At 72.1% G+C, this 21596-nt stretch carries 22 protein-coding genes, 3 tRNA genes and 1 pseudogene; 5 read left to right on the top strand and 21 right to left on the bottom strand.

From position 1 onward, the window contains the following. Window positions 1–22: 22 nt before the first annotated feature. Complete coding sequence (leuD, locus tag NBW76_RS08085) at window positions 23–622, bottom strand: 3-isopropylmalate dehydratase small subunit (RefSeq protein WP_055965413.1); 600 nt, start codon at window positions 620–622, stop codon at window positions 23–25. A gap of 5 nt (window positions 623–627) precedes the next feature. Continuing rightward, entirely contained in the window at window positions 628–2052 is a 1425-nt protein-coding gene (gene leuC, locus NBW76_RS08080) for a 3-isopropylmalate dehydratase large subunit (RefSeq protein WP_055966407.1), read from the bottom strand. Between the two features lie 85 nt (window positions 2053–2137). Here leuC and NBW76_RS08075 point away from each other — a divergent pair, with 85 nt between their 5' ends. Further along, complete coding sequence (locus tag NBW76_RS08075) at window positions 2138–2854, top strand: IclR family transcriptional regulator (protein WP_055965411.1); 717 nt, start codon at window positions 2138–2140, stop codon at window positions 2852–2854. Window positions 2855–2861: 7 nt separating this feature from the next. Here NBW76_RS08075 and NBW76_RS08070 read toward each other — a convergent pair whose 3' ends face one another. From NBW76_RS08070 to NBW76_RS08060, 3 genes are all read right to left on the bottom strand, one after another. After that, window positions 2862–3287, bottom strand: coding sequence for a hypothetical protein (locus NBW76_RS08070; RefSeq protein WP_056555399.1), 426 nt, complete (start codon window positions 3285–3287; stop codon window positions 2862–2864). An 85-nt stretch (window positions 3288–3372) separates the two neighbouring features. After that, a complete protein-coding gene (locus NBW76_RS08065) occupies window positions 3373–4092 on the bottom strand; it encodes a hypothetical protein (protein ID WP_056555396.1) in 720 nt (239 codons plus the stop codon). Then, window positions 4089–4595, bottom strand: coding sequence for a sigma-70 family RNA polymerase sigma factor (locus NBW76_RS08060; RefSeq protein ID WP_200931231.1), 507 nt, complete (start codon window positions 4593–4595; stop codon window positions 4089–4091). Before NBW76_RS08060 ends, NBW76_RS08065 begins: the two co-directional genes overlap by 4 nt. 217 nt (window positions 4596–4812) lie before the next feature. Between NBW76_RS08060 and NBW76_RS08055 the strand changes: the two genes are divergently transcribed. Further along, a complete protein-coding gene (locus NBW76_RS08055) occupies window positions 4813–5622 on the top strand; it encodes a CHRD domain-containing protein (RefSeq protein ID WP_056555390.1) in 810 nt (269 codons plus the stop codon). A 151-nt stretch (window positions 5623–5773) separates the two neighbouring features. Next, window positions 5774–6202 carry a class F sortase gene (locus NBW76_RS08050; RefSeq protein WP_235493007.1) on the top strand — a complete coding sequence of 143 codons (429 nt, stop codon included), beginning with the start codon at window positions 5774–5776 and terminating at the stop codon, window positions 6200–6202. A gap of 4 nt (window positions 6203–6206) precedes the next feature. On the opposite strand, the gene NBW76_RS08045 is transcribed toward NBW76_RS08050, so the two are convergent. The 13 genes and pseudogenes from NBW76_RS08045 to NBW76_RS07985 all read right to left on the bottom strand — a co-directional run bounded on the left by NBW76_RS08045 (window position 6207) and on the right by NBW76_RS07985 (window position 15985). After that, window positions 6207–6668, bottom strand: a complete 462-nt coding sequence (locus NBW76_RS08045) for a methylated-DNA--[protein]-cysteine S-methyltransferase (RefSeq protein WP_055965391.1) — start codon at window positions 6666–6668, stop codon at window positions 6207–6209. Then, window positions 6665–8188, bottom strand: coding sequence for an Ada metal-binding domain-containing protein (locus NBW76_RS08040; RefSeq protein ID WP_156364826.1), 1524 nt, complete (start codon window positions 8186–8188; stop codon window positions 6665–6667). The genes NBW76_RS08045 and NBW76_RS08040 overlap by 4 nt, the downstream gene beginning before the upstream one ends. A 79-nt stretch (window positions 8189–8267) precedes the next feature. Continuing rightward, on the bottom strand, window positions 8268–9068 hold the full coding sequence (locus tag NBW76_RS08035) for an NYN domain-containing protein (protein WP_055965385.1): 801 nt from the start codon (window positions 9066–9068) through the stop codon (window positions 8268–8270). Window positions 9069–10006: 938 nt separating this feature from the next. Continuing rightward, window positions 10007–10082 (bottom strand) — tRNA-Glu (locus tag NBW76_RS08030). Window positions 10083–10145: 63 nt separating this feature from the next. Continuing rightward, a tRNA-Glu gene (locus NBW76_RS08025) sits at window positions 10146–10218 on the bottom strand. Between the two features lie 28 nt (window positions 10219–10246). Continuing rightward, a tRNA-Gln gene (locus tag NBW76_RS08020) sits at window positions 10247–10318 on the bottom strand. A 115-nt stretch (window positions 10319–10433) separates the two neighbouring features. Then, window positions 10434–11981: a glutamate--tRNA ligase gene (gene gltX / locus NBW76_RS08015; RefSeq protein ID WP_056555384.1), complete on the bottom strand. Its 1548-nt coding sequence runs from the start codon at window positions 11979–11981 to the stop codon at window positions 10434–10436. Then, window positions 11974–12753 (bottom strand): fumarylacetoacetate hydrolase family protein, encoded by a 780-nt coding sequence (locus NBW76_RS08010; protein ID WP_055965380.1) that lies wholly within the window; start codon window positions 12751–12753, stop codon window positions 11974–11976. The genes gltX and NBW76_RS08010 overlap by 8 nt, the downstream gene beginning before the upstream one ends. 29 nt (window positions 12754–12782) lie before the next feature. Further along, window positions 12783–13433 carry a peptidylprolyl isomerase gene (locus tag NBW76_RS08005; RefSeq protein ID WP_055965377.1) on the bottom strand — a complete coding sequence of 217 codons (651 nt, stop codon included), beginning with the start codon at window positions 13431–13433 and terminating at the stop codon, window positions 12783–12785. Window positions 13434–13453: 20 nt separating this feature from the next. Continuing rightward, window positions 13454–13954, bottom strand: coding sequence for a hypothetical protein (locus tag NBW76_RS08000; RefSeq protein ID WP_056555381.1), 501 nt, complete (start codon window positions 13952–13954; stop codon window positions 13454–13456). Further along, the gene (locus tag NBW76_RS07995) at window positions 13951–14745 is read right to left on the bottom strand and encodes an isoprenyl transferase (protein WP_055965372.1); all 795 of its coding nucleotides are present in this window, start codon (window positions 14743–14745) and stop codon (window positions 13951–13953) included. The genes NBW76_RS08000 and NBW76_RS07995 overlap by 4 nt, the downstream gene beginning before the upstream one ends. 25 nt (window positions 14746–14770) lie before the next feature. Beyond that, window positions 14771–15499, bottom strand: coding sequence for a DNA repair protein RecO (recO, locus tag NBW76_RS07990; protein WP_055965369.1), 729 nt, complete (start codon window positions 15497–15499; stop codon window positions 14771–14773). Between the two features lie 48 nt (window positions 15500–15547). Further along, window positions 15548–15985 (bottom strand): annotated as a pseudogene (locus NBW76_RS07985) (VOC family protein). 57 nt (window positions 15986–16042) lie between these two features. Here NBW76_RS07985 and NBW76_RS07980 point away from each other — a divergent pair. Together NBW76_RS07980 and NBW76_RS07975 are read left to right on the top strand one after the other, a co-directional pair. After that, window positions 16043–16699, top strand: a complete 657-nt coding sequence (locus tag NBW76_RS07980) for a DUF429 domain-containing protein (protein WP_162237351.1) — start codon at window positions 16043–16045, stop codon at window positions 16697–16699. Window positions 16700–16873: 174 nt separating this feature from the next. Next, complete coding sequence (locus tag NBW76_RS07975; RefSeq protein WP_055965360.1) at window positions 16874–17524, top strand: hypothetical protein; 651 nt, start codon at window positions 16874–16876, stop codon at window positions 17522–17524. On the opposite strand, the gene NBW76_RS07970 is transcribed toward NBW76_RS07975, so the two are convergent. Genes NBW76_RS07970 through NBW76_RS07960 form a run of 3 tightly spaced genes read right to left on the bottom strand, consistent with a single transcriptional unit; the run spans window position 17505 to window position 21354 of the window. Beyond that, window positions 17505–18743 carry a VOC family protein gene (locus NBW76_RS07970; RefSeq protein WP_056555375.1) on the bottom strand — a complete coding sequence of 413 codons (1239 nt, stop codon included), beginning with the start codon at window positions 18741–18743 and terminating at the stop codon, window positions 17505–17507. The genes NBW76_RS07975 and NBW76_RS07970 overlap by 20 nt on opposite strands. 5 nt (window positions 18744–18748) lie before the next feature. Continuing rightward, window positions 18749–20266, bottom strand: a complete 1518-nt coding sequence (locus NBW76_RS07965) for an aldehyde dehydrogenase family protein (protein WP_056555371.1) — start codon at window positions 20264–20266, stop codon at window positions 18749–18751. Continuing rightward, on the bottom strand, window positions 20263–21354 hold the full coding sequence (locus NBW76_RS07960; RefSeq protein WP_082481972.1) for a saccharopine dehydrogenase C-terminal domain-containing protein: 1092 nt from the start codon (window positions 21352–21354) through the stop codon (window positions 20263–20265). The genes NBW76_RS07965 and NBW76_RS07960 overlap by 4 nt, the downstream gene beginning before the upstream one ends. Window positions 21355–21596: the final 242 nt, after the last annotated feature.

Below are 21596 nucleotides of genomic sequence, written 5' to 3'. Positions count from 1 at the left end.
CGGTGCCGCTCGGGGCGTTCCGTCAGAGCGTGGCGGGCTTGAACGCGGGGCGCCGGCTCTCGTAGGTGGCGATGTCGTCGTCGTGCGAGAGCGTGATCGCGATGTCGTCGAGACCCTCGAGCAGGCGCCAGCGCGTGTAGTCGTCGATCGTGAACGAGTCCTCGATGGCGTCGGGACCCTCACCGGCACGCACCGTGCGCGACTCGAGGTCGACCGTGACGGTCGCGCCCGGGTTCGCGTCGAGGTGGTCCCACAGGCGCTGCACGACCTTGTCGTCCACCTGGGCGGCCAGCAGCCCGGCCTTGCCGGAGTTGCCACGGAAGATGTCACCGAACCGTGAGCTGATCACGGCCTTGAAGCCGTAGTTCTGCAGGGCCCAGACGGCGTGCTCGCGCGACGAGCCGGTGCCGAAGTCCGGACCGGCCACCAGCACGGTCGCGTCGCGGAAGGCGTCGCGGTTCAGGACGAACTCGGGGTCGTTGCGCCAGGCCGCGAACAGTCCGTCCTCGAAGCCGGTGCGCGTGACGCGCTTGAGGTAGACGGCGGGGATGATCTGGTCGGTGTCGACGTTGCTGCGCCGCAGCGGGGCGCCGACGCCGGTGTGCGAGGTGAACTTCTCCATCGTGATCAGGCTCCTGCGGTCGCGGGGACGGGCTCGAGGTCGGCCGGGCTGGCCAGGTGGCCCAGCACGGCCGTGGCCACGGCGACGTCGGGCGAGACGAGGTGGGTGCGGCCGCCCTTGCCCTGGCGTCCCTCGAAGTTGCGGTTGGACGTGGAGGCGCTGCGCTCCCCCGGGGTCAGCTGGTCGGGGTTCATGCCGAGGCACATGGAGCATCCCGCTCCGCGCCACTCCGCGCCGGCGTCGGTGAAGATCCGGTCGAGACCCTCCTCCTGGGCCTGCAGCCGAACCCTCACCGAGCCGGGCACGACGAGCATGCGCGTGCCCTCGGCCACCGTGCGGCCCTCGATGAGCTCGGCGGCGCGGCGCAGGTCGGAGATCCGGCCGTTCGTGCACGAGCCGACGAACACGGTGTCGACGCTGATGTCACGCAGCGGCGTGCCGGCCTCCAGACCCATGTAGGCGAGCGCGTTCGCGGCGGCCTCGCGCTCGGTCGGCTCCTCGAAGCTCTCCGGATCCGGCACCGTGCCCGAGAGCGGGGCGCCCTGGCCGGGGTTCGTCCCCCAGGTGACGAAGGGCGTGATCTCGGACGCGTCGATCCGGATCACCTTGTCGAAGTGGGCGTCGTCGTCGGTGGTGAGGCTCGTCCAGTACGCCACGGCCTCGTCCCACGCCTCGCCCTGCGGAGCGTGCGGGCGGCCCTGGATGTACTCGAAGGTGGTCTCGTCCGGAGCGATGAGCCCGGCCTTCGCTCCCCACTCGATGCTCATGTTGCAGATCGTCATGCGCTCCTCCATGGAGAGCGCACGGATCGCCTCGCCGCGGTACTCGACGATGTAGCCCTGGCCGCCACCGGTCGTCTCCTGGGTGATGAGCGCGAGGATCAGGTCCTTGGCGGTCGACCCGGGAGGCAGCGTGCCGTCGACGTCGACGGCCATCATCTTCGGCTTGGCCTGCGACAGCGACTGGGTGGCGAGCACGTGCTCGACCTCGCTCGTGCCGATGCCGAAGGCGATCGACCCGAAGGCGCCGTGGGTGGAGGTGTGGGAGTCGCCGCACACGATGGTCATGCCCGGCTGGGTGAGGCCCAGCTGCGGTCCGACCACGTGGACGATGCCCTGGTCGATGTCGCCCATCGGGTGCAAGCGGACGCCGAACTCCTCGGCGTTGCGACGCAGCGTCTCGACCTGGGTGCGGGAGACGGGGTCGGCGATCGGCTTGTCGAGGTCCGTCGTCGGGATGTTGTGGTCCTCGGTGGCGAGGGTCAGGTCGGGCCGGCGGACGGGACGGCCGGACAGCCGCAGGCCGTCGAACGCCTGCGGGCTCGTGACCTCGTGGATGAGGTGGAGGTCGATGTAGAGCAGGTCGGGCTCGCCCTCGGCCGTGCGGACGACGTGGTCGTCCCAGATCTTCTCCGCGAGCGTCCTGCCCATCGCGATCATCTCTCCTCTGCGTCGTCGTCAGTGCGGCGTCAGCCTAGCACTTGCGTCTCACCATACGATACGGCAGTATCAAGGCATGGACAACGCCAGTGGAGTGGGTGTGCTCGACAAGGCCGCTCTCGTGCTCTCGGCCCTCGAGCCCGGACCCGCCACCCTCGCCGGGCTGGTCGCCGCGACCGGCCTCGCGCGGCCGACGGCCCACCGGCTCGCCGTGGCGCTCGAGCACCACCGGCTCGTCTCCCGCGACATGCAGGGACGCTTCGTGCTCGGACCGCGGCTCGGCGAGCTCGCCGCCGCCGCCGGCGAGGACCGCCTGCTGGCCGCCGCGGGTCCGGTGCTCGCACGTCTGCGCGACATCACCGGCGAGTCGGCGCAGCTGTACCGCCGACAGGGCGACTTCCGGGTGTGCGTGGCGGCGGCGGACCGGCCGACCGGTCTGCGCGACTCGATCCCCGTCGGAGGCCAGCTCACCATGGCAGCCGGGTCCGCTGCCCAGATCCTGCTGGCGTGGGAGGACCCCGAGCGCATGAACAAGGGGCTGCTCAAGGCCACCTTCTCGGCCGCCGAGCTGTCCGCCGTGCGTCGCCGCGGATGGGCGCAGAGCGTCGGCGAGCGCGAGCCGGGTGTCGGGTCGGTCTCCGCCCCGGTCCGCTCCCCCTCCGGCAAGGTGGTCGCCGCCGTGTCGGTCTCCGGTCCCCTGGAACGCCTGACCCGGCAGCCGGGGCGCATGCACGCACCTGCCGTGGCCGCCGCCGCGGAACGGCTCAGCCAGAGCCTGCGCCGCGCCGGCTGACCTCCGTCTACCCGCGCAGGGCCTCGAGCAAGGCGCCCTTCGTCATCCGGGACGCACCGGGGACCTGCTTCTCGCGGGCCGCCGCGCGCAGCCGCACCACGGTCCAGGACTCGTCGGGGACGGGCGACTCCTCGACGGGCAGGTCTCCGCGCTCCGCGGGCGGAGCGTGGTCGACAGGGGCGTCACGGGTGGCGCGACGGAGCCTGGCCTCGAGCTTGGCCACCTTGGAACGCTCCTGCCGAGCCTCGGCCTTCCACTGCGCCGCCTTGCCCTTGGCCTTCTCGAGCTTGCGCTCGAGCTGATCCACCGAGCCACGCAGCTTCTCGACCTGCCCCTGCGCCTTGGCCAGCTCCTTCGCGCTGCTCGGGCCGCCCTTCTTCGAGGACTTCTTCGCGCCGCCGGACGCCTTCTCGGACTTCTTCACCTTGGCCATCTCGCTCCTCGCATGGTCGGACTCGGCCGAATCATGGCAGACGCAGGTGACGCGGAGGTGAACCTGCACGGACCCCGGCTCCGGCTCACAGCGTGGGTGCCGTGGCGGTCGCCACCGTGACGCCGGAGGCGTCCGCGACGCGCAGGCCCGCGACGTCCTCGCGCAGCACGGCGGCGTTCATGCGGCAGTGGACCTCCACCGCCGAGCCCAGGAAGGCGCCCGCCTCCACGTCGCGCCCCTGCTCGTCCACGACGTAGACGACGTAGACCTCCCCGGGCCGGGTGCCGGCGACGTCGAGCACGGCCTCCGTGCCCCAGGTGTGGGCGACGAACGCCGCGTCGACGCGCCCGGGCAGCGGGCTGTCGTCGCTGACCGAGGGAGCGAGCCGCTCGACGGCGCCGAGCGTGCCGGGCGGGCCCTCGACGGTGCCGTCGCCCAGGACGGCCTGGACGCCGAGCGTGGTCGCCGAGCCGGCCGCGACGAGCGCCACGGCGGCGGCGACCAGCCCCAGCCGACGACGAGCGGACCGGGGACGGGGCGCAGGCCCGACGGGCGCTGCTCCGGTGGCCCCGATCCGGCCGATCGCTGCGTCGAGCGCGGTCGAGGGCGGCACGTCGCTCCACGCACCGCCCGCGAGGGCCCACTCGTCGAGCGTCCCCACGGCGCTGCGCAGCGCGTCGAGCTCGGCGCGCAGCTCGGGACGTTCGGCGACCAACGCCTCCAGCTCGGCGGCCTCGGCCTCGTCGAGGTCGCCCGTGGCAGCGGCCGCGAGCAGCTGGTCGATGCGGTCCTGGGGCGTGGTCATGAGGCTCCCTCCTCGTCGAGCAGCACACGCAGCGCGCGCAGGCCGTGGAACATCCGGGTGCGCAGCGTCGCGACGGGCACCCCGTCACGTTCGGACAGCTGATCGTAGGTGAGTCCCTCCAGGCGCACCGCCACGATCACGCGGCGCTGGTCCGCGGAGATCTGGGCCAGCGCCCACACCAGGCCGACGTGGTCGTCCACCTGGTCGCTCTCCGGCGGTCGGACCTCACGCGGCTCCCGGACGTCCGGCACCAGCGTCATCGGGCGGCGCCCACGGCGGCGCAGGGCGTCGATCACGACGTTGCGGGCGATCGCGAACAGCCACGTCCTCGACGACGCCCGGGCGGCGTCGAAGCGCTCGCGCGCCTGCCAGGCGCGGGTGAAGGTCTCCTGCACGCACTCCTCGGCGAGGCCCCGGTCGCCCACGGCGTTCACGGCGAAGCCCAGGAGGTCACGGCCGTGCTCGGCGTACGCGGAGCGCACGTCGAAGCCCTCAGCCGTCATCCGGACCGCCCTTCTCGCGAGGTTGCTCCACGGTAGGCCCGTCGGCGCGCCGGGGCACGGCAACACGGTCACGGAAGCGGTCATGGAGAGGTGTACGCCGCGTCGGCCGCGAACGTTCTCGGGAAGATCCCTCGCCGTCCTCGTGAACGCACCGGCGCTCCGCCTCGTATCCCGACACGACCGGCGTCGCCGGACGCCACACGACGAAGGGACGACCATGACCCGATCGACTCGATGGACCGCAGCGGCCGGCCTCGCCGCCGCACTGCCCCTGGCACTCGGCGGACTCGCCTCGACCGCGACAGCCGACACCACGGAGCAGGTCGAGCGCCCCGAGACCTTCACCAGCGCGTTCGTCGCCGAGGCGACCGGCGACCAGGTCGTCGGACCCGACGGCACGGTCGGCGTGGGCCAGGAGGACGGCTCCGGCACGTTCATCTTCCTGATCAACTCCGACGAGGAGATCATCTGCTGGGACATCACCACCGAGGGCGTCGACCCGCCGTACCAGAGCGCCGCCCGCACCGCCACGCACATCCACCAGACGCCGGCCGGCCAGAACGGGCCCCCGCGCCTGTCGTTCCCGAACCCCGGCCCGGAGGACTCCGACATCCGCAACAGCAGCGGCTGCTCCGAAGGACCGTTCACGACCGGCCTGAGCACGGACGGCCAGGACACCGGCACGGGCTTCACCCTCGACCAGATCGAGGCGAACCCCGCCGGCTTCTCGGCCGACACCCACACGGCCGCCAACGTCCCCGGCGCCGTGCGCGGTCAGCTGGCCTTCAGCCAGGAGCTTCTGGACGAGGCCAACGGTGCCGGCGGTCCGCAGAGCGGCGGGACCGATGACGAGGACGCCGGTGAGGAGAACGCCGACGACGAGGATCGCGTGGTCCCGCGCAACGGGGTCGACACCGGGGAGGGCGGAACCGCCGGCTCCACCCCGGCCGCTCCCTACGTCGCCCTGACGCTCGTCGGACTCGCTGCTGCGGGCGCAGTCGCCGCACGTCGTCGTCAGGGTGCCTGAGATTCGCCGACTGGCCGGCCTGGTCCTGCTCGTCACGCTCCTCGCGGGGTGTGGCGGGCAGGACCGGGCCCCTGCCCCGCGACCGGCGGAGACGACCACGACGGCCGCGCCGACGAGCCAGGCCCCGCGGGCCGCTGCAGCTCCGATCCGCGTGACGATCCCGCCCTTGGGTCTGGACGAGTCGCTCGTCGGCCTGGGCATCGATGCGGGGACCGGCGAGCTCGAGGTGCCCGAGGATCCGGCCCGCGTCGGCTGGTTCACGGGCGGCGGCAAGCCGGGCGAGACCTACCCCACCGTCATCGTGGGCCACAAGGACTCCCGCACCGGGCCGGCCGTGTTCGCGCGGCTGACCGAGCTGGAGGTCGGCGAGCAGCTGAGCGTCCTCGACGCTCGCGGACAGCGCCGCACCTACGAGGTCACCGAGGTGCGCGACGTGCCGCAGGACAGCCGCTTTCCCACCGAGGACGTCTACGGCAGGGCGGCGGGGTCGCAGGTCCGCCTCATCACCTGCACGGGACCCTACGACCGCGGGATCGGCCGGTACACCGAGAACCGGGTCGTCTTCGCCTCCGAGGTCTGAGTCCTCAGAAGAGCCCCGGACGCTCCAGCTCGAGCAGGACCCTCTTGCGCTCCACTCCCCCGGCGTAGCCGGTGAGGGAGCCGTCCGAGCCCACCACCCGGTGGCACGGGACGACGATCGGCAGCGGGTTGGCGCCGTTGGCGGCGCCGACGGCCCTCGAGATCACGGGCTCGTAGCCGAGACGTCGGGCGATCTCGCCGTAGCTGGCCGTCTCCCCGAACGGGATCCGGCGCAGCTCGCCCCACACCTTGCGCTGGAACTCGGTGCCGTCGTTCGCGAGCGGCAGGTCGAAGCTCCGGCGGTCGCCCGTGAAGTACTCCTGCAGCTGCTGCTGGGCGTCGTCCAGCAGCGGGTCCGGGGCGGGACGGCCGTGCGGCTCGGCCCCGAACTCGATCGCGGTCAGGAGGCCCGCGGAGCTGTGGAGGCGCAGTCCGCCGATCGGTGAGTCCATCCAACGGGTGCTCATGCTCTCGATCCTCTCGTCGTGGTCAAGGCCTGCCGTGCCAGGTGCTCGGTCCAGAGGTGCATCCCGGCGTACGAGCGCCAGGGCGCCCACCGCCTGACGTCGGCGTCGGTGGTCCCGCGGGCGTGGAGGATCCGCCGGAGCACCAGGTCCGTCTCGAGGAGCACGTCCGGATCGCCCAGCCCGCGCATGCGCACGTAGCCCACGGTCCACGGGCCGATGCCGGGCACGGCGAGCAGCGCGCGGCTGACGGCGTCGCGGTCGACGCCGCCGTCCAGCACGAGGTCACCGACGTCGACCGCACGGGCCAGGGCGACGACGGTGCGCCCGCGGGACCGGGGCATCGGCAGGGTCTCGGGATCGACCGCGGCCAGCGCCGAGGCGGTCGGGAACGCGTGGGTGAGTCCGAGCTCCTGGGCGAGGGGCAGCTCGACCGTCTCCCCGGAGGCCGCGACGAGCCGACCGATGACGGTCCGCGCGCCGCTCACCGACACCTGCTGACCGACGACCGTGCGCACGGCCGTCTCGAACGCGTCGACCGTGCCGGGGACGCGCAGCCCAGGTCGCTCCTGCACCAGGGCGCCGAGGTCCCCGGCCCCACCATCGCTGGCCCCACCATCGCTGGCACCGCCGTCCCCGGCCCCACCCTCCTCGCCGCCCAGCGCTCGATCGATCGCGACCGGGTCGGCGTCGAGGTCGAGCAGGTGCCTCAGCCGGGCGACGGCCGCCGTGAGGTCGCGCGGGTCCTGCAGCTGCACCCGGCACGCCACGTGGTCGTCGTGCAGGACGAGCTCGGCGACGGCGCTGCCGTGCGGCAACGAGAGCACCCGGGCGAACCTGCGTCCCTCACCGACCTCGAGCCCGGGCACGGCGTGGTCGGCGAGGAAGCCCCCGAGCGCGTCGGCGTCGAAGGGGCGCCGGAGCGCGAGCCGCAGTCGCAGGCACTCCCCCGCCGTCGAGCCACCGGCGCCGCGTCGGCGCATCTCGCGGGGCGAGCGGTCGTACGCGCGCCGGAAGGCGTCGTTGAACTGGCGGACCGACGCGAAGCCCGCCGCGAAGGCGACGTCGGACATGGGCATGTCGGTCGTCTCCACCAGCAGCCGCGCGGTGCGAGCGCGCTGCGACTGGGCCAGCGCAAGAGGTCCCACACCGAGCTCCTGGGTGATCATGCGGTTCAGGTGCCGTTCGCTGTAGCCCAGCCGCTGCGCCAACCCCGGAACGCCCTCGCGCTCGACCACGCCGTCGCGCACCAGCCGGACCGCACGCCCCACGGCGTCGGCTCGGACGTCCCACTCCGGCGACCCGGGCGAGCTGTCCGGACGGCACCGTCGGCACGCGCGGAAGCCGGCCGCCTCCGCCGCCGCGGCCGTGCGGTGGAACTCCACGTTCCGGGCGAGCGGGGTCGTCGCCGGGCAGGAGGGACGACAGTAGATGCGCGTGGTGCGCACCGCGGTGAAGAACATCCCGTCGAAGCGCTCGTCGCGCGAGCTCACCGCGCGGTAGCGCTCGTCGAAGTCCTCCATGCCGACCATCGTGCCCCGTGGGGGCAAGTACGTCTGGCGGGAATCGGACACGGCCGTGCCGTGCCGTTCCGTCGCTGGGTCAGCGTCCGCCGCGCTTCTTCCGCCGCACCATCACCGACTTGCCGTCGGCGCGCTTGACCTCGAACAGGTCGATCGCCTCGATGAGCCCGCTGAACTTCGCGTAGCCGTAGTTGCCGGGCTGGATCGAGGACTGGTTGCGGATCTGGTCGCTCACCTTGGAGAGCTGGGCCCAGCCGTCGTCGTCGGCGGCCTCGTCGACGGCCGTGCGGAGCATGCGCACGAGCTGTCGGTCGCTGCGCAGCTTGGCGCCGTCCACGCGCTGGGAGGCGCGCTGCGAGGCGGGACGAGCCCGGCCGTTGGAGGCGGCCGGAGCGTCGTCCGGGGCTTCGTCCGCGTCGTCCTCGGTGTCGTCCTCGGTGTCGTCGTCCTCGCGCAGCGTCTCCAGCTTGTAGAAGGTCGAGCACGCGTTCTGGAACGCCTTGGGCGCCTTCTCCCCGCCGAAGCCGAGGACCTCGGCGCCGGACTGTCGCAGGCGCATGACGAGGGGCGTGAAGTCGGCGTCGCTCGAGACGATGGCGAAGCCGTCGGCCACGCCCGCGTGCAGGAGGTCCATGGCGTCGATGACCATGGCGATGTCGGAGGCGTTCTTGCCCTTCGTGTAGGCGAACTGCTGCACGGGGGCGATCGCGAACTCCTGCAGCCGGCCCTCCCAGCCCTTGAGGTGGGAGTTCTTCCAGTCGCCGTAGGCGCGACGCACGTGCGCGTTCCCGGACTTCGCGACCTGCGAGAGGATCGCGCCGATCTTGGAGGCAGGAGCGTTGTCGGCGTCGATGAGCACGGCGATGCGAGCAGGAGGCATGGGTCCACCCTAGGGGCGCCGGCTCACGCCTCCCGCCACTCCCCTCGCCGCTCCTCGGCTGCCGAGGTCCCGGCCTGCTGCTGCGTCGCTCGGCTGGGCGTTCCCGCGCTGCTGCGTCGCTGTGGCTGCGAGTGGACCTGCCCTCCGAAAGGGCTTCGACCGGAGCAGGGGTCTGGGCTCGGGTGGGTCTGCGGGGCGCGGCTGGGTTCTCACCTGATGCTGCGTCGCTGTGGCTCCGAGTCGGGGTGATCTCCGAAAGGGCCTCGACCGGAGCGGTGGGACTGGCCCCGGCTGGGTCTGCGGGCGCGGCCACGATTCTCCATCGGTGCGGGATTCACGCACGATTCTTCCTTCGCATGGACCGTTCCTCGCGAAGGAAGCATCGTGGCGACGACTTGGGCCCCCGTACGGGCAGGGATTCTCCCTTCGCGTGGAACGGTCCGCACAAAGGGAGAATCCCTGCCCACCGGCCGCACGAGTCGCCCTGGCGGACGCACGATTCTGCCTTCGTGTGCACAAACCCGAACGATGCTGCGTTCACGACGGGATCCCGTAGCAAACGCAGCATCCTTCGCCTCTTTACGCACGAACGCAGAATCTTGCGTCCCCCGACCCGCGCTCCGAGAGCTCGCCCGAGCCCGGACCCATCAGCCGGTCGAGGCCCTTTCGGAGGGCAGGTCGACCCGCAGCCACAGCGACGCAGCCGCAGGTCGAAGCCCAGCCGGCGCAGCGCAGCCGCAGGTCGAGGCCCAGCCGGAGGATCGCAGCCGCAGGTCGAGGCCCAGCCGCAGCAGCGCAGCCGCAGGTCGAAGCCCCGCCAGCCCCGAAGCAGCCGCAGCACGACGCCGTGCCGAGCGAAGCGACACGGCACGGCACGGCACGACCACAGGAACGCACGAGACCCCCCGACCAGGGGTCGAGGGGTCTGCGGTGGTGCGTGGTAGCCCCGACGGGATTCGAACCCGCGCTACCGCCTTGAGAGGGCGACGTGCTAGGCCGCTACACAACGGGGCCCCGGCCCCGAGGAGCCGTGTGAAAGAGGCTGGTCGTGCCTGCGGCACGTACAGCACCCTTTCGTACCCCGTACCGGATTCGAACCGGCGATCTCCGCCTTGAGAGGGCGGCGTCATAACCGCTAGACCAACGGGGCGCGGACCGGATCACAGACCCGGTCTTCGCTGGGGTACTAGGACTCGAACCTAGAACGACGGTACCAGAAACCGCTGTGTTGCCAATTACACCATACCCCATGGGGGTATCGAGCACCGTCCTCGCGAACGGCGTCCGAACCAGGGAGAAACCTTACCCGACGCCGATGCGCTCCCCCAAACCGGGTGCGGCCCTCCGCCTCGACGTCCGGGTCGGTCAGAGTGCCGCGCGCAGACGCTCCAGCGTGCGGGTCCGACCCAGCAGCTCGATCGACTCGAACAGCGGCGGCGAGATGCGGCTGCCGGTCACGGCCACCCGCACCGGCCCGAAGGCCAGTCGCGGCTTGAGCCCCAGGTCGTCGACCAGCGCAGCGCGCAGCGCGCCCTCGATCGTGGGCGTCGACCACTCGACGGTCGAGCCGATGGCCTCCAGCGCCGTGAGGGCGGCCTGCACCACCTCCAGGCCCTTCTCGTCGAGCTGCTTCGCGCGGTCGTCGGGATCGATCGTGAAGTCCGCCCCGTCGACGAACAGGAACCGCAGCATGGAGACGGCCTCGGTGAGCAGCCCCATCCGCTCGTGGACGAGGGGCACCGCGGCCGCCAGCATGGCGCTCTGCGCCTCCGTGGGCGGATCCTGCACGAGGCCCTCGGACGCGAACCGCGGCACGAGCCGGGCGCGGAGGTCCTCCTCGGAGAGCAGCCGCACGTGGTCGCCGTTGATCGCCTCGCACTTCTTGAGGTCGAAGCGGGCCGGGTTGGGGTTGACGCGGGAGATCTCGAAGGCCTCGACCATCTCCTCGAGCGTGAACACGTCGCGCTCGACGCCGTCGACCGCGGGGAGCGACCAGCCCAGCAGGGCGAGGTAGTTGAGCAGCCCCTCGGGCAGGAAGCCCTGCTCCCGGTAGCCGAGGAGGTTGGACTCGGGGTCGCGCTTCGACAGCTTCTTGTTGCCCTGGCCCGTGACGTAGGGCAGGTGGCCGAAGCGCGGGACCATGCCGTGACCGAGGCCGATCTGCGCGAACGCCTCGTACATCGCGATCTGGCGGGGCGTGGAGCTGAGGATGTCCTCGCCGCGCAGCACGTGGGTGATGCCCATGAGCGCGTCGTCGGTGGGGTTCGTCAGCGTGTACAGCGGTTGACCGTTGGCGCGCACGATGACGAAGTCCTGCACGTTCTCGGCGCCGAACGTGATCGGTCCGCGGACCAGGTCGTCGAAGGTCCAGTCCTTCTGCGGCATCTTGAACCGGATGACCGGCTGCCGGCCCTCGGCCTCGTAAGCGGCCCGCTGCTCGGGCGTGAGGTCACGGTGCAGTCCGTCGTAGCCGCTGGGCCGACCGGCGGCCCGCGCCGCGTCACGACGCTGCTCCAGCTCCTCGGCGGTGTCGTAGGCCTTGTACGCCAGTCCGGCGTCGAGAAGGCGCTGCGCGACGTCGGCGTACACGTCCATCCGCTGGCTCTGGCGGTACGGCCCGTTCGGGCCGCCCACCTCGACGCCCTCGTCCCAGTCGAGGCCGAGCCACCGCATCACGTCGATCAGCAGGTCGTAGGACTCCTCGCTGTCGCGGCTCGCGTCGGTGTCCTCGATGCGGAACACGAAGCGGCCACCGCGGTGGCGTGCGTACGCCCAGCTGAACAGCGCCGTGCGCGCCATGCCGACGTGCGGGTTGCCGGTCGGCGAGGGGCAGAAGCGGGCGACCACCGGCACGTCGTCGCCCACGGTCGGGACGGAAGCGGTGCTGGTCGTCTCGGGGCTGACGTCAGTCATGGGAGACCACCTGGTTGGTGAGGGTGCCGATGCCCTCGACGGTGACGCTCACCGAGTCGCCGACCTGCATCGGTCCGACGCCGTCAGGGGTGCCGGTGAGGATGACGTCGCCGGGCAGCAGCGTCATGAACGAGGAGACGTAGGCGACGATGTCGGCGACGGAGAACACCATGTCGCTGGTGCGGCCGTCCTGCTTGACCTCGCCGCCGAGCTCGGTGGTGACGCGGAGGTCGGCGGGATCGAGGTTGGTCTCGATCCACGGGCCGAGCGGGCAGAAGCTGTCGAAGCCCTTGGCGCGGGCCCACTGGCCGTCCGTGCGCTGCAGGTCTCGTGCGGTGACGTCGTTGGCCACCGTGTAGCCGAAGATCACCTTGTCGACGTCCTCGGCGGGCACGTCCTTGCAGATGCGCCCGATCACCACGGCCAGCTCGCCCTCGAAGTGCACGTCCGAGCTCTGAGCCGGGTAGACGATCGGGTCACCGGGACCGACCACGCTGGTGTTGGGCTTGAGGAAGACGAGCGGCCTCTCGGGCACGTCGTTGCCCAGCTCGGCCGCGTGCGCGGCGTAGTTCCTGCCGATGCCCACCACCTTGCTGCGGGGGATCACCGGCGCCAGCAGGCGCACGTCGTCGATCGCGACCTTCTGGCCCGTGAGCTCGTACCCCGCGTACAGCGGGTCACCCTTCAGCACCGCGATCGTGGGGGTGCCGTCCTCGTCACCGACCACTCCGAAACGGGGATCGTCGTCCCCGGCGAACCTGGCTACACGCATGCCTCGACCCTACCGAGCCGGGGCAGGCGCTACTCGACCGGACGGACCGAGTCGATGACGATCGGCTCGGCCGGCGGTCCGTCGGGGGCGCCACCCTCGGCGCCGACCGAGGCGACGTCCTCGAGCGCGGCCAGGCCGTCCGCCGAGATCGTGCCGAAGACCGTGTAGTCCGGCGGGAAGTCCGAGTCGGCGAAGTTCAGGAAGAACTGCGAGCCGTTCGTGTCGGGTCCGGCGTTGGCCATCGCGACGCTGCCCGCCGGATAGGCCTCCTCCCCCGTCAGCTCGTCGGCGAAGGAGTATCCCGGCCCACCGGTCCCGGTGCCGGTCGGGTCGCCGCACTGGATGATGCCGTAGGGCACGGCCGTCGGGTCGCTGACGCGGCTGCAGGGGGCGTCGTCGAAGTAGCCCTGCTCGGCGAGCGACGTGAACGACGTGGTCGCGCACACCGGCTCGGGGAGCAGCTCGACCGGCACGTCCTGCCCGTTGATGGTGATGACGACCGAGCCCGCCGGCTCCGCGTCGTCGGCCGGCGGGTCGACCTGCTTGGCCGCACCACCGGTCTCGACCCACGAGCACCCCTCGTCGGAGGCAGCGTCCGAGGAGTCCGAGTCGTCGCCGCAGGCGGCGAGACCCAGCAGCGGGACGACGGCGAGCAGGACGGCGGTTCGACGCAGGCGCATGCAGGGATCGTAGAGAACGCTCACAGCCGGGCGTGGACCGCCCGGAACCGCTCCACGACCGGGGAGTCCGGATCGGGGCCCACCTCCACACGCACCTCGACCAGGCCGGGCGCGAGGTCGGACGGCACCGGCGCCTCGCCGATGACGACGAGGAGACCGGCCTCGGCCACGCACGGCACGACCGCTGCCGACGACGCGACGTCGGCCACGACCAGAGCGAACCGGTCGTGCCAGACCTCCGGGACGTCGGCCGCGGAGATCGGCACCACGTGCACCCGCGGCGGCGTGGAGTCGTCGGGCGTGACGGTGTCGAGCACGAACACCTCGTAGCCCAGCGTCGCGAGATGGATGGCCTCGGCCACCGCGTCGTCGGCGGCCACCAGGGCCGCGAGCCCGTCGCCGGCCACGCCGGCCGTGGTGGTCCAGTCCGTGAGCAGGCGCCGAGGTGGTGCCTTGGGTCCGCGCACGGGTGCGCCCCCGCCCGTGTCCATGCCGCCCCTCTCCATGCCGTCCGTGCTCATGCCGACCCGAACCGACGCTGGCGACCTGCGTACTCCTCGACCGCGGCCCACAGGGCCAACCGGTCGACGTCGGGCCAGGCGATGTCGGAGAACACCAGCTCGGCGTAGGCCGACTGCCACGGCAGGAAGTTGCTCGTGCGCTGCTCGCCCGACGTGCGCCAGAACAGGTCGACGTCGGGCAGGTCGGGCTCGTCGAGGTAGCGGGCGAAGGTGCGCTCGGTGACGCGGTCGGGGTCGACCTTGCCCGCCTTGACGTCGCGGGCGAGTGCCGCGGCGGCGTCGGCGATCTCGGCCCGGCCGCCGTAGTTGACGCACATGGTGAGGCTCAGGACGTCGTTGTGCCGCGTGAGGCGCTCGGCCGTCTCGAGCTCGTTGATGACGCTGCGCCACAGCCGGCGAGGACGACCCGCCCAGCGGACCCGCACCCCCAGGGCGTGCATCTCGTCGCGGCGACGGTGCACCACGTCGCGGTTGAACCCCATGAGGAAGCGGACCTCCTCGGGCGAGCGCTTCCAGTTCTCGGTGGAGAAGGCGTAGACGCTCACGGCCTCGATCCCGACCTCGATCGCGCCCTTGACGACGTCGAGCAGGGCGAACTCGCCACGCTTGTGACCCTCCGTGCGCGGCAGGCCGCGTTCCTTGGCCCACCGCCCGTTGCCGTCCATGACCACCGCGACGTGGCGGGGCACCTGGTGCGGCTCGAGCTGGGGCGGGCGGGCACCCGACGGGTGCGGTTCCGGCGCGCGCGGCTCGGGGCGGCCGCGGGCAGGACGGGCGGGTGCGGGGCTCATGACTCCTGGCCGGGTTCGGGGTGGCTCAACGGTCGACGTGCCCCATGGAGCGCAGTCCGCGCTCCAGGTGCCACGACAGGTACGCGTTGACGATACCGGCGGCCTCGCGGCGGGTGCGGTCGTCGGCCTCGGCGACCACCGGCCAGTCACCCGCGAGCAGCGCGGCCAGGAGCGTGACGGCGAAGGGCGAGGGTGCCGACGACCCGGGCAGGCGGCAGCCGTCGCACAGCATGCCGCCGGAGGGGACGTGCAGGTTGCGGTGCGGTCCCTCGAGCCCGCACCGGGCGCAGCCGGAGAAGCTGGGGGCGTAGCCGGCCACCGCGAGCGCCCGCAGCTGGTAGGAGTCGAGCAGCGTGCTCGGCGGCTGACGCCGCGTCGAGAGAGCGGCCAGCGCGCCGACGAGCAGCTGGTACTGCTGCACGGCCGGCTCACCGTCGTGCGTGACGAGGCGCTCGGCGGTCTCGAGGATCGCCGTGCCCGCCGTGTAGGCCGGGTAGTCGAGACCGAGGTCGCGGGCGTAGGCACCGAGCGTCTCGACCTGCACGATCGTGTCGAGGGTGCGCCCCTCCGCGAGCTGGAGGTCGACGTGCATGAAGGGCTCGAGCCGGCCGCCGAACCGCGACGACGTCTTGCGCACCCCCCGGGCGGCCGCGCGGACGAGACCGCGCTGACGGGTGAGCAGCGTGATGATGCGATCGGCCTCGCCCAGCTTGTGGGTGCGCAGCACCACACCCTGGTCGCGATAGAGGCTCACTGCACCATCATGCCTGGCCGTGCCGACGGTTCGGGGCCGGCGAGGCCGTCAGTCCAGGCAGAACTCGTTGCCCTCGGGGTCGGCCATCGTGATGAACCCGGCCTCCATGCCGCCGTCGGGCTCGACGCGGTAGAGCTCGCGGGCGCCGAGACCCTGCAGGCGCTTCGACTCGGCCTGCAGCGCGGCCATCCGCTCCTCGCCCTCCAGACCCGGCGCGGCCCTGACGTCGAGGTGGACGCGGTTCTTGACCGCCTTGCCCTCCGGGACCCTCTGGAAGAAGACCCGCGGACCGACGCCGGCGGGGTCGACCACCGCGGACCGCGAGTCGCGCTCGGACTCCGGCACGCCGAACGCGTCGAGGGCCTGCTCCCACGACGCGAAGGGCGGTGGTGGGGGCTGCACCTGGTAGCCGAGCACCTCGGCCTAGAAGACGGCGAGGGCACCCGGCCCGGCACAGTCGATGGTGACCTGCACGTCTCGGCTCATGGCTCGAGCATGCCCCCGCCCACCGACACGGTCCACGGACGGTGCCACGATGCCGACGTGGAGGTCCTGGGGGTCGACGGCTGCCGAGGCGGCTGGATCGGGGTGCGCTGGAGCGACGACGACGTCGTGCTGGTCCTCGTCGCGCCCACGATCGGCGAGCTGGTCGGCGCGGCGGGACCGGTCGACGTCGTGGGGATCGACATCCCGCTGGAGCTGCCCGAGACGGAGGGGCGCGCAGCGGAGCGGGAGGCACGCCGACGTCTGCCAGGTCGGGCGTCCACGGTGTTCAACTCCCCGGCGGCCTCCGCCGTCGACGCCACGGAGTACGCCGAGGCGAACCGGCTGAACCGCGAGGCCACGGGCCTGGGCCTGAGCCGCCAGTCGTTCGGCCTCTTCCCCGCCATCCGCGACGTGCGCGACTGGCTGGCCACCGATCCCGACGTCCCCGTGCACGAGGTGCACCCGGAGTCGAGCTTCGCCGAGCTGGCGGGCGAGCCGCTGGTGGAGCGCAAGAAGCTCGCCGAGGGGGCGGCCCGACGTCGCGCACTCCTGCGCTCCGAGGGCATCGAGCTCCCCACGAGCCCGCCACGCGGAGCCGCCCTCGACGACCTGCTCGACGCCGGCGCCGCCGCGTGGACGGCACGCCGCATCGCCCGCGGCACGGCGCTGCGCCTCCCCGAGGACCCCGCCGACGGCGCCCCCATCTGGGTCTGACCCGCCCCGTTCCGCGTTCTGACCCCTTCGTGTCGATCGACGACGCCAGGACCGACGCGAAGGCGTCAGGACGCAGGGGCGAGCACGAGTCGGGACGGAGACGTCGACGCGGCCATCGATCCGTGCGAGGGTGTCTGCGAGCACGCCGCAGGACCACGTCTCGGGAGGGCATCGATGGACGACGACACCCAGGTGATTCCGCAGCCGGAGCCGCAGGGCGGACCGAAGCAACCACCACGGACGTGGGTCGTCGTGGCCCTCACGCTCGGCGCCGTCCTGGTGATCGGAGGCGCCGTGGCCGCGGGGTTCGCGTTCGGGCGCTCGTCCGACGGCGACACCGCCACGACACCCTCCGCAGCCGGCGGGTCCGCCCCCTCGAGCGAGGCACCGGCGGACCAGGACGCAGCGACCGGCGGCCTCGACGCGTGCCTCGTCGGCACCTGGCGCACCACCGAGCACACCGAGACGGTCGACACCGAGCAGGGGAAGTTCACCATCTCCGACGTGAAGCGCACGCTCGAGATCACCGAGGACGGCACCGAGACGGTCACCTACGACGGCACGCCCGCCACGCTCGCCCTGGAGGCCGCGGGCGGCGAGGCGATCTTCGAGGGCACCGTGACCTACGACGTGAGCACGAGCGGCGACACCATGAGCTTCGTGCTCGGCGACGTCGACGGCAGCCTCACGGTGCGCCTGGCCGACGGCAAGGAGAGCGAGCAGGAGCTGCAGCCCGGCAGCGGCCCCGTGCAGTACACGTGCAGCGAGGACTCGTTCACCCAGACCGCGACCGGCTACAAGTCCGTCATGGAGCGCGTCGAGTAGCTGCCCCGGCCTCCGCCCTCTCGCGCTCGTAGAGCGCGTAGGGGTCGTGCAGCTCGCGGCCGAGCGCCTCCTGCATCCAGGCGGCGTCACGCAGCGAGGCGCGGCGGCGTGCGTCGGCCGTGCCGTCGGACGTCAGGTTGGAGGCGAAGATGCCGGCGGCGGACTTCGGCAGGAAGTCCTCGTAGACGATCGGCTGGAGCCGGCCCGCGTGGTTGCGCGTGTAGTAGGCCAGACCGGTGCGGTGCAGGTCCTCGTCCGTGGTCGGGAAGGCGCGGAAGCCCCTCCCGTCGTAGAGGTTGCGGCCGGCAGGCGTCAGGGCCACGCCGCGCGCCTCGACCTCGCCGAACCTGACCCGCAGTCGTCCCTCGACCACCGAGCCGTCGGCCTCGCGGAAGCGCCGCGGCTCGTCGAGCGCCCGGAACGACGTCTGACGCAGCAGCACGTCGACGCCCCGCCCCGACTCCACCCTCGGCGGGCCCTGGATGCGATCGATCATCTCGACGCCCAGCTCGCCCATGCGCGCGTAGAGCGCGTCGATGTCGAGCACGCGCGGGGTGAGGTGGTTGATGTGGGTGGACGTGACCCCGCCGATGTCGGCTGCGACGCTCGAGATCGACTCGAGGTGCTCGTACCAGGTGCGGTCGACCGGCTCGTCGGACAGCGCGAAGGACGCGGTGGCCAGCTCGAGGAAGCGGTCGGCCTGGTCGTGGGACAGCTCGTGCTCGCTCTCCATGCGGTCGGCGAGGTCGAGCAGCTCGTCGGGGAACAGCGTGCGCGCGTCGAGGAACTCCCGCAGCTGCGCCTCGGTGCGCTCGTCGAAGAAGCGCCGGTCGTCGACCACCAGCACCGAGGTGAACACGCGGAACGGGTTCTCCGCGAGCTCGAGGCGCGAGGTGGGACGAAACGCGGTGCTCACGACGGGGATCGGCGGGGTGGCCTCGCGCAGGTCGTAGAACCCCACGGGGTACATGCCGCACGCGCCGAAGACCCGGCCCACCTGGGCGAGCTCGGCGGCCGTGCCCACCCGGATGGCGCCGTGCCGCTCGGCCGTGACGCGCTGGATGGAGCCGAGCCGCTCGGCGTCCTCGCCGCGCCGCTCGAGCACCTCGGCGTTCACCTGCTCGCAGGCCTCGACCAACGTCGTGTACGCGGGCACCTCCGAGCCGTAGAGCTCCGAGAGGGACCGGGCGAACCGCGCTCGCAGCTCGGTGGGACCCACCCCACTCACACGAACTCCACGCCCTGGGCGAGCGGGAGCTCGGTGGAGTAGTTGACCGTGTTCGTCGCGCGGCGCATGTAGGCGCGCCAGGCGTCCGAGCCGGACTCGCGGCCGCCGCCGGTGTCCTTCTCGCCTCCGAAGGCGCCACCGATCTCGGCGCCGGAGGGCCCGATGTTGACGTTGGCGATGCCGCAGTCGGACCCGACGGCCGAGAGGAACGTCTCGGCCTCACGGACGTCGAGGGTGAAGATCGACGACGACAACCCCTGGGTGACGTCGTTGTGCAGGACCAGCGCCTCCTCGAGGGTCTCGTAGCCGAGGACGTAGAGGATCGGCGCGAACGTCTCCTCCTTCACCACGTCGCTCTGGGCGGGCATGTCGACGATCGCGGGCTGCACGTAGTAGCCACCGCCAGTCGCGTCGCTGGCCGCGACGTCCTGCCCACCACCGGTCACGAGGGTGCCTCCGTCGCCCTGGGCGCGGGAGATCGCGTCGCCGAACGCACGGAACGACGTCTCGTCCACGAGCGGTCCGACGAGCGTCGACGGCTCCAGCGGCGACCCGATCGGCAGCGTGCCGTAGGCCTTGGCGAGGCGCTCGACGAGCTCGTCCTTGATGCTGTGGTGCACGATCACGCGGCGCAGCGACGTGCACCGCTGGCCGGCCGTGCCCACGGCGGAGAACACGATCCCACGCACGGCGAGGTCGAGGTCGGCGCTGGGCGCGACGATCGCGGCGTTGTTGCCGCCGAGCTCGAGCAGCGTGCGGCCCAGGCGCGCCGCCACGCGGGGCGCGACCTCCTTGCCCATGCGGGTGGAACCGGTGGCCGAGACGAGCGGCACGCGCGGGTCGTCCACGAGCGCCTCCCCCACCTCGCGAGCCCCGAGGACGACCTGCGACAGGTGCTCCGGCGCACCCGTGCGACGCGCGGCCTCGGCGGCCAGCGCCTGGCACGCGAGCGCCGTCAGCAAGGTCTTCTCCGAGGGCTTCCACACCACGGCGTCACCGCACACGAATGCGAGCGCCGCGTTCCACGACCAGACCGCCACCGGGAAGTTGAAGGCGCTGATGACGCCGATGACGCCCAGCGGGTGCCACTGCTCCATCATCCGGTGACCCGGACGCTCCGTCGCGATCGTCAGGCCGTGCAGCTGGCGGGACAGCCCGACCGCGAGGTCGCAGATGTCGATCATCTCCTGCACCTCGCCCAGGCCCTCGCTCAGGATCTTCCCGGCCTCGATGCTCACCAGGGCGCCGAGGTCGTCCTTGTGCTCACGCAGCAGCTCGCCCAGCTCACGCACGAACGCGCCACGCACCGGTGCGGGCACCGTGCGCCACTGCAGGAACGCCTCGTGGGCACGACCCACCGCGTCGGCCACGTCGGCGGCGGAGTGAGCGGCGAGCCGACCCATCTCGTGACCATCGATCGGCGACGTCGCCGACAGGTCACCCGCGGCGTCGAAGGGATCACCGGCGCCGAGGCGCTGGAGGATGTCGAGGGCACGCGTGCTGACGTCGGTCATGCCGGGGAGACCTTTCCGTGGGAGGCGAAGAGCTGGCCGGAGGTGGTGGCGAAGAGGTCGGTCAGGCGGATGTCCTCCTGGGCGACGAAGCCGGCGTGCGGCAGCACGCCGTCGGCGACGAGCTCGACCACCGAGACCGCGGAGGCGGCCGTGGTCCAGCTGATGGCACGCCAGGTGCGGCCGTCGATCTCGATGGGCAGGTAGCCGCGGACGTAGTTCTCGCGGAAGGGTTGACCGGCCTTGGTGCCCTCGACCGCGGCGTGCAGGTAGACGATGTCGTCGTTCACCGGAGGCTTGGCGTCGACGAGGATGCGGCCGACCTCCTCGCGACGCTCACGCAGGTTGAGCTCGTCGAACAGGAAGTGCATCTGGCGGAAGTGGCCGGGGTAGCGCAGCGTCTTGTAGTCGAGGCGGCTCACGCGCCCCTCGTAGGTCTGGCACATGGTGCCGAGACCACCAGAGGTGAGCGCCGCCTCCAGCTCGATGCCGGCGATGAACACGCGCTCCTTCTCGGTCATCGCGGGCACCATCTGGCGACGGCCCGAACGCAGCACCTCGCAGTCGTTGAGGTACTCGTTCACCACGCCCTCGGCCGACCAGTTGAAGGCGTAGCCGAGCAGCCCCGTGGGGTTCTGCGGCAGGGCGCCGACCTTGAGCTCGATGTTGCGGATCTGCTCGAAGCCCTCGGCGAGCGAGGCACCGACGATGCCGATGAGACCGGGGGCGAGGCCGCACTGCGGCACGAACGCCGACTCCGGACGCTTGGCGCTCAGCTCGACCACCCGGTTGGTGGTGGGCACGTCCTCGGTGAGGTCGAAGTAGTGGGTCCCGGTGTCGTACGCGGCCTCGGCCACGGCGATGTTGAGGTGGTAGGGCAGGCAGGAGACGACGGCGTCGACGTCGGTGAGGGCCTTGCGCACGGCCGTGGTGTCGGAGACGTCGACGGCGTGCGACGCGAAGTGCAGGTCGTCGCGCGGCGCTGCGTCGTACCCGACGACGGAGAACTGGGCGCGGACCAGGAGGTCGGCGACGAGCTCGCCGACCTTCCCCAGTCCGAACACCGCGACGGTGTTGATGGATCGGGACACGGGACCTCCTGCGGCCGGCGACGGGTCACGTCGCGTACGGAAGACACCGAGGGGTGGTCGGCGTCACACCGATGCTAGCCAGCAGGAGGGCCCGTGTCTGTACCGACCGGACGGTGCAGTGGTGACGATTGGGTGAAGCCGCCACGTCCGTCACGGTCGACGTCGTCGAGGACGGCGGCGGGGCCGGGGATCTCGTGGACCCGGCGTCCCGCCACCGTGCTCGTCGACGTGCACCGTGCCGA

This window comes from Aeromicrobium sp. Leaf245 (assembly GCF_942548115.1).
Lineage (GTDB): Bacteria > Actinomycetota > Actinomycetes > Propionibacteriales > Nocardioidaceae > Aeromicrobium.
The sequence above is the reverse complement of the archived record's forward strand: the minus strand, read 5'-3'. Positions and strand labels throughout refer to the sequence as shown.